Source organism: Candidatus Cloacimonadota bacterium (genome assembly GCA_020532355.1).
Classification (GTDB): Bacteria; Cloacimonadota; Cloacimonadia; order Cloacimonadales; family Cloacimonadaceae; genus UBA5456.
The window spans coordinates 1-6,261 of sequence record JAJBBD010000135.1; the positions used below are offsets into that span (position 1 = coordinate 1).

Consider the following 6,261-nt stretch of genomic DNA (forward strand, 5'->3'; position numbering starts at 1 on the left):
CCGAAAGGATATCTACCGTTCGACTTGCATGCCTAATCCACGCCGCCAGCGTTCGTCCTGAGCCAGGATCAAACTCTCCATCATTAACTAAAATGATTGAACTGACAAGAGCTTCTTATTCACTGTTTCTCTATAGCACTCTATAAACTCGTAAAAGATCAAATTGTTCCCGCTCTCGTCGAGCAGGTTTTGCCAATTTCTTTAGAGCCATTATTTTGTCAATACATTTTTTGCATACTTTTTAATCTATAAGACATCTCTATATGCTATATGGCATTCCTACAAGTCCATGCAAGCACGAAAAAATTATCTGAGCCTCAATTATTTAGCATCAGGGGTATTTGCATTAGTAATGGAGTCTTATTCCTACCGGGCGGTGATCGGATATTTTCTCGTAATAAACCGATAGGCCACCAATAATATCGAAATTCTCCACTCGAATGCTGTTACAGAATGATCCTCCCACGTTAAAATCCTCGAATAATTCATTGCTGATAAGAATGTGATCGAGAATACTATTGTAGCGTGGATAAGATACTGTATTCAAAGTGGGATTAAGTGCAATGGGCATGGTGGCAAAATAGTATTCATCAGGCTTATCTAGAAAAGGGAGAAATACATTTGTATCTTCAGGTTCCTGAATTTGATCGTTAAGGTCACCCAATACAATTACCTTATCGTCGGGATGATTGGTATCGATGTATTCTTCCAGCATTGTAGAAGCCAGCCTGCGTCTCACTTCTTCATCCCATTCATTATTTTCATTTACGATATTGTCGCCTAATGCTTTGTAATGGTTGTTGATCAAGATATAATTCGTATCCTCAAAAACTATATCTAATACATACGGGGGGCGGGGAAAAGGATTGCTATCATCATTGAAGACAGTATATTCATCATTAACTCTTACCACCGAGTTTTTATAGAGGTATGCCAACCTGTATGAGGACGTAGCATTATATACTAAGGGCTGATAATCGTTTAACTGATTTGCCATAGTGAAAAACGCCGAAGCATCGTTAATTTCCTGAAAAGCAATAATTTCTACATCTAGGGCTGGAATAATCTCCACCAAAAGTTGAATAGTATCATTGCTTAAAGGAAAGGTCTTCAGATTCCATGTAACAATATCCAAAGTACTTTCAGTGCCAAATGCATATGGGTTTTCTTCTATTGGTGGAGGCGTGAGAGACTGATTTTTGCCACAGGATATCAGATTGAGCAATACAACAATCAAGATCCCATAAAGTTCAATTTTATTTATCATTTTAATTCCTTAGTGCTAATAAGCTTCACATTATATGGAAGGTTTGTTCAAAAGCTTGAAATGAAGAAATATGTCAAGATCATTTTTCCCTATTACATATCACGGTTATGAAACATCCTTTTTCAATGCATACTTTGCGGAAGATGATTACACAGCGGCTTGTGCTGTGATTAGCGATTATAAAAAACAGCCCAAAGCTTGCAGAAAATAACACTTATTAAGAACGTTGAATAATCAAGCCATGGTGCGGAGCCCAGTACTACAAATGTGGCGAGTGGATCAGAAGTGGGATCATCAAAAGCGCTGAAAATCTATATCTCGTGCATATAGATTTGCTATATATGGATTTGTAGCAGTCTCATGCATTTACTTAACGACAGCTAAATTCCCCCATGCGCATTGACGCTTCGCCCCCTTCCCGCCCTTCGCTATAACGGAGGATTAAGCAAGGTTCAAGCCGGGATCATGCTGTAAGTAAGGGATCATGTCCCCCTAAAGTATGCCTAATTGTGAGATAAAGATTCATGTGAAGACGAGGTGTAAGACATTTGAATAATTGGGGCATCGAGTCCCGTACTACAAAAGTGTCGGATGGATAGAGGTGCGATCAATAAAAGCCCACCAAACCGGTACTTCGTGCATAGAAATCTGCTATATATCAATGTGCAACGGTCTCTTATTGATCTTTTAGAAAGGCCTACAAGTATTATAATAGACTGTTCAGATTGGTAATACAGATAGCCCTATGTTGTGATGATAAACAAACGGGATACCAAATTTGGCATCCCGTCTGTGGGTATATTAGGATTTACTTCATCAATAGCATTTTGCGGGTTTGGCAACTTTCACCACTTTGGAGGCGATAGTAGTAGATACCGCTTGAAACAGAAGTTCCATTGTTGTCACGACCATCCCAAATAAAGGTATTTGTTCCGGCAGAAACAGAGCCATCGTAAAGTTGTTTAATCAATTGGCCCTTGGTGTTATATATCTTCAATGAGCCCATGGTTGCCTTACTGCTTTCGAAAGCAATTACAGTACTGGGATTGAAGGGATTGGGATAGTTTCGCAGGTTAGCGAGCGGGATTTCAGCCACTACATCTTCATTGGAAACATAAGTATCCGGTGCAGTTGTTGTAAAGCAAATAGCTCTGCCAGCTTCCAAAACAGCGGCTGTTGCAGGATATATGTTGCCATAACTATAAGTGATACCATCGCTGGAAAGATGGTCTTCGATGCCAACCGTGCAATAGTTTCCATTTACTGCGGGGTTGTCAACAGTGTGATATTGGAATACGATGTCGCCGTCCATGCCATCTTTGGGGTACAGAATAATCTGAAACTTTTCCAGAGAAGCGTTTGCCCCAGCATCAATGGTAGCCTGATTATAGGCATCGTTCCATTGAATAATAAAGCGGTTGTTTGCCTCATCGTGCCAATAAAGAATGCGCATATCGGCAAACACATCATAATCCAGACTATCAACTCCGGTTTTCATGCCTTTAAGATCGTCCCAATAGGGAGCAAGCAAGGCATTGGGGCCCAGAGCGGCATTGATATAATGATTATTAAAATAACTTTCGTCTGTATGAACAAAAGATGCCCAACCGTTTGAGCTGATCGTAATCTCATCGTACTCAAGCCCATAGAACATAAACGTGAAAGGTAATTCCACTCTTTTTACACCATCATCCATTACTAACCATAAATTAGCAGATCCTCCATGTAGCGGATCAATCTCGATCCAATCGTATTGGGGAGCCATGTTGTAGGAAGCATCAGTATTATCGTAGGCAAAATAACCGTAATTACAGGGACCGGTAGGATCGTTTGTTCCCGGGCTGCCGGCTACCATTGTGTAGAAAGAAGTCCATTCATAGCCATGATCGTCGCTAAAGACAAATGTAAGTGGAATCATCCGGCCATCCCACAAGTCTGGTTGAACATTTATAGTAGCAGCAAATTCGGCAATATTCCCAGGAGCAATTGTACCAACGGGAATGGGATCTTCTGAAATCGTAATTGCAGTAGTTCGAGAGCGTACAATTACAGAGACATTTTGCATGACTACATTACCTGTGTTTAATGCTTGGAAGGTAATCTGGCTGCTTCCAGTAAGCTCCAATATGCCGCTGTGGTTTTGCATTGAGATTTTGGCTCCACCCACATTTAACTCGAACATGTGCTCAGCGTTGGGGTTTTGAGTATTAAACTGCAATTTGATTACTTCGCCTGGAAAGTTATCGGCAGTTGCCGTAATGGAATACTGTAAAGTATGAGTGGCCCCAGGATCGAGATCAAAAGTGGATGGATTGAGTGGAGTGATCTGCAGTTTGGGGTTTGGAGCCAGACTTGCACTTACTCCATTAAATGCACTTCCGGAATAGTTCTTAACAGTGATATCGATAGATTGGGTCTCATTTGCCACAATTTCTGTGCCAATGGCAGAGTTTGATACTACGCCAATTCCGGCATCCTCGCTAGGGCTAAGAGTGCGCACCAAAGGTACCCAATCCGGTTTGAAAACTGTTAAAATAAGATCTCCCTCTTGTTCGGGATCTATGTTTAGCACAGCAGAACCATCTATAACTCTTGCGTATGTATAGTTCTGGGAATCCTTGGTACCAGATACTATGGCATCTTCCAAATGAGGAGCATTGATAAGAATATGTGAGGCAGATTGGGCAAAGCTTAGTCCACCTTCAATAATGTTTTCTTCGATAATGCCGGGAACCAAACTCCACATATTCATCGATGGATCCGATAAGATGTTATAAACATGAAAGTAAAACGGTACATACTGACCGGGGGCGATATCGTTGGGGAAGTTCTTATATAGTTCCATTTTTCCCATGAGGACGGAAGTTCCAAAACCACGTACACCATAATCCATAACAGAGCGATATGCACCCGTAGAAATGGAGTTGTTCAATCTGGTTTTAGTGTGTAGATCGGATGGACCCACAAAGGCAACACAACCGCCCAAGCTGGCAGAAGTTCCCATCCGCATCCATTTCTCACCAAAAGAGGGATTTACGCTATTGGCAAAATCTCCCGTATTACAAACTATTGAATACACTATGGGCATGCGAGGTCCATTACTCGTATTGTCCAAATCTGGAGTGTGGAACCTGGGATAGTGCCATCCATTCACATCGCCCCAGCCACGATAGCTAATGAACTGTACGCCCTGATTTATGGATTGGGTGATGTTCGATGTTCCGGGATAGCTACCCGGATAGAATACTGTATCTACCTGTGCATAGCCATAGTCTAACAGACGCTCTCGGAGCCAACGACTCATCCACACTGGCGTAGTAGGGCGCAAAGTACCTTCGGCGTAGTTTCCTGCAACTGCTAGAGCCCTAGTCATCCATGCAGTATCGTTTTGATTTTCACCCATATAAGGATTTCGTTCATAATTGATGCTTTTGGTAATCATCACAATAAACTCCATAATGGAAGTAAACGAGAATCTCCCAACCAGCATTTCGGGGAAATAATCATCCCCCTCGAGCAATGAATAAAACTGATCATCAGCATCGTTTTCTTGATACTCGGGCGAAGGATAGAAGTTTGTGGGGATAGAATATGTGCCCACTGTATCACCAAGAAGAAGAAGATAATCTGCACGATGTTGTTGGTAATGCACCTGGAGTGCATCTCGAATTTCTTGAACAGTTGAACCAAGATCCGCCTTGTTAACTACATAAACATCAAATCCCATTGCACGTTTCCATTGCACAAAGGGAAGCTGATAGGTTGCCAATTGAGGATGGCTTACAATCAGCATTTTAGGACGCGCAATAGGCAAAGATCTCAAATAACAGCTATCCCAATTATCCACTAATACTTTATAAGCATCAATAAATGCAGGGGAAAGGCTTTGGGGAAGATCGATGCTACCACTTCCCCTAAGTTCTATATCCAAGTTATCTAAGGTAAGAATTTCTGTATCTGTTTCACGTTGAGTAAATACCTTCATGGTAAGACCTTGCATTTCTCTGAAAGTAAAAGGCTGAGTAGTTTCTATGCTACTTACATCCAACTCGCTGCGGTTACCCAAATACTGACCCTGCTTATTAAATACTTTCCAAGTCATCTGATTTATGATGGGCTCAACATTTTGGAATGGAAATGCAAAAGTCCGGGATATGGTGGCAGTTTCGGGAAACTCCTCATCCATATCTATGGACATAGGGCTTTCACGCATGCTTTCAAAGCGGGCATGAATTCCAATTGCCGATTCTTGGAAGATCTCCAAAGCAGCAGCATTTAACATGCTTATACAAGTTATCATTAGTATCAAGATTAATTTTCTCATCGGTCCTCCCAATATGATATTCTATAAGTTATGCAAGAAATATTCCCAAATTTGATACTGGATTATACTGAGTGCACGTATGTTTGATTATGCCTAAAAAAACGAGGCAAGACTCGATATTTGTTAAGCTTAATTAATAAAATACCATCTTAAGCCGGCGTGTATAGAGAGCGGGATGGGGTATAAGCCATAAAGTGACGTAGTTAGTAGATTCTTAAATTGCACATTAAAATCGAAAAGCTTGCTAATCCGTACTGCCCCCCAAGCGTCCACAATTGTAGAAGCATCTATTGTGGCTGGATTATTGGCATTTGCCAAGTAGTATTCTGAATGACCATATACATTTACTCCAGCTTCAAGTTGATTGTCATGATTTAGGTTCCATACAATGCTCTGACTGCTTCTAAAGCTATATTCCGGAGTTGCCAACAAACCAGGATCGAACTCCAGATAATTCCACATGGAATTAATATTGAAGGAAAAATCGCCCCAGTTGACAGAATACGCTGCATTCAAACGCAACACACTTTGATCTGCAGTGTACCTAGATGCCGGAAAGTGCAATTCATTTTTCTTCTGTCCAACTGCCGCCCATACTTTAAGTTCATTAATGTTGATGCCCCAAAACAGTGCGCTTTCTTCGGGGTTATCTATATCTATCGCATCCATC

At 41.3% G+C, this 6,261-nt stretch carries 3 protein-coding genes and 1 rRNA gene; all 4 read right to left on the reverse strand.

Going from position 1 to position 6,261, the window contains the following annotated elements:
* Nucleotides 1-84, reverse strand: a 16S ribosomal RNA gene (locus tag LHW48_04785); the annotation flags it as partial.
* Nucleotides 85-346: 262 nt separating this feature from the next.
* Nucleotides 347-1,267 carry an endonuclease/exonuclease/phosphatase family protein gene (locus tag LHW48_04790; GenBank protein ID MCB5259778.1) on the reverse strand — a complete coding sequence of 307 codons (921 nt, stop codon included), beginning with the start codon at nucleotides 1,265-1,267 and terminating at the stop codon, nucleotides 347-349.
* An 808-nt stretch (nucleotides 1,268-2,075) separates the two neighbouring features.
* Nucleotides 2,076-5,591, reverse strand: a complete 3,516-nt coding sequence (locus LHW48_04795; GenBank protein MCB5259779.1) for a C25 family cysteine peptidase — start codon at nucleotides 5,589-5,591, stop codon at nucleotides 2,076-2,078.
* Between the two features lie 129 nt (nucleotides 5,592-5,720).
* A partial coding sequence (locus tag LHW48_04800) for a hypothetical protein (GenBank protein MCB5259780.1) occupies nucleotides 5,721-6,261 on the reverse strand: 541 nt, incomplete at its 5' end.

Coding starts and splice junctions, on each gene's coding strand:
- LHW48_04795 (MCB5259779.1), bottom strand. CDS start 5,591: ATGAGAAAATTAATCTTGATACTAATGATAACTTGTATAAGCATGTTA.
- LHW48_04790 (MCB5259778.1), bottom strand. CDS start 1,267: ATGATAAATAAAATTGAACTTTATGGGATCTTGATTGTTGTATTGCTC.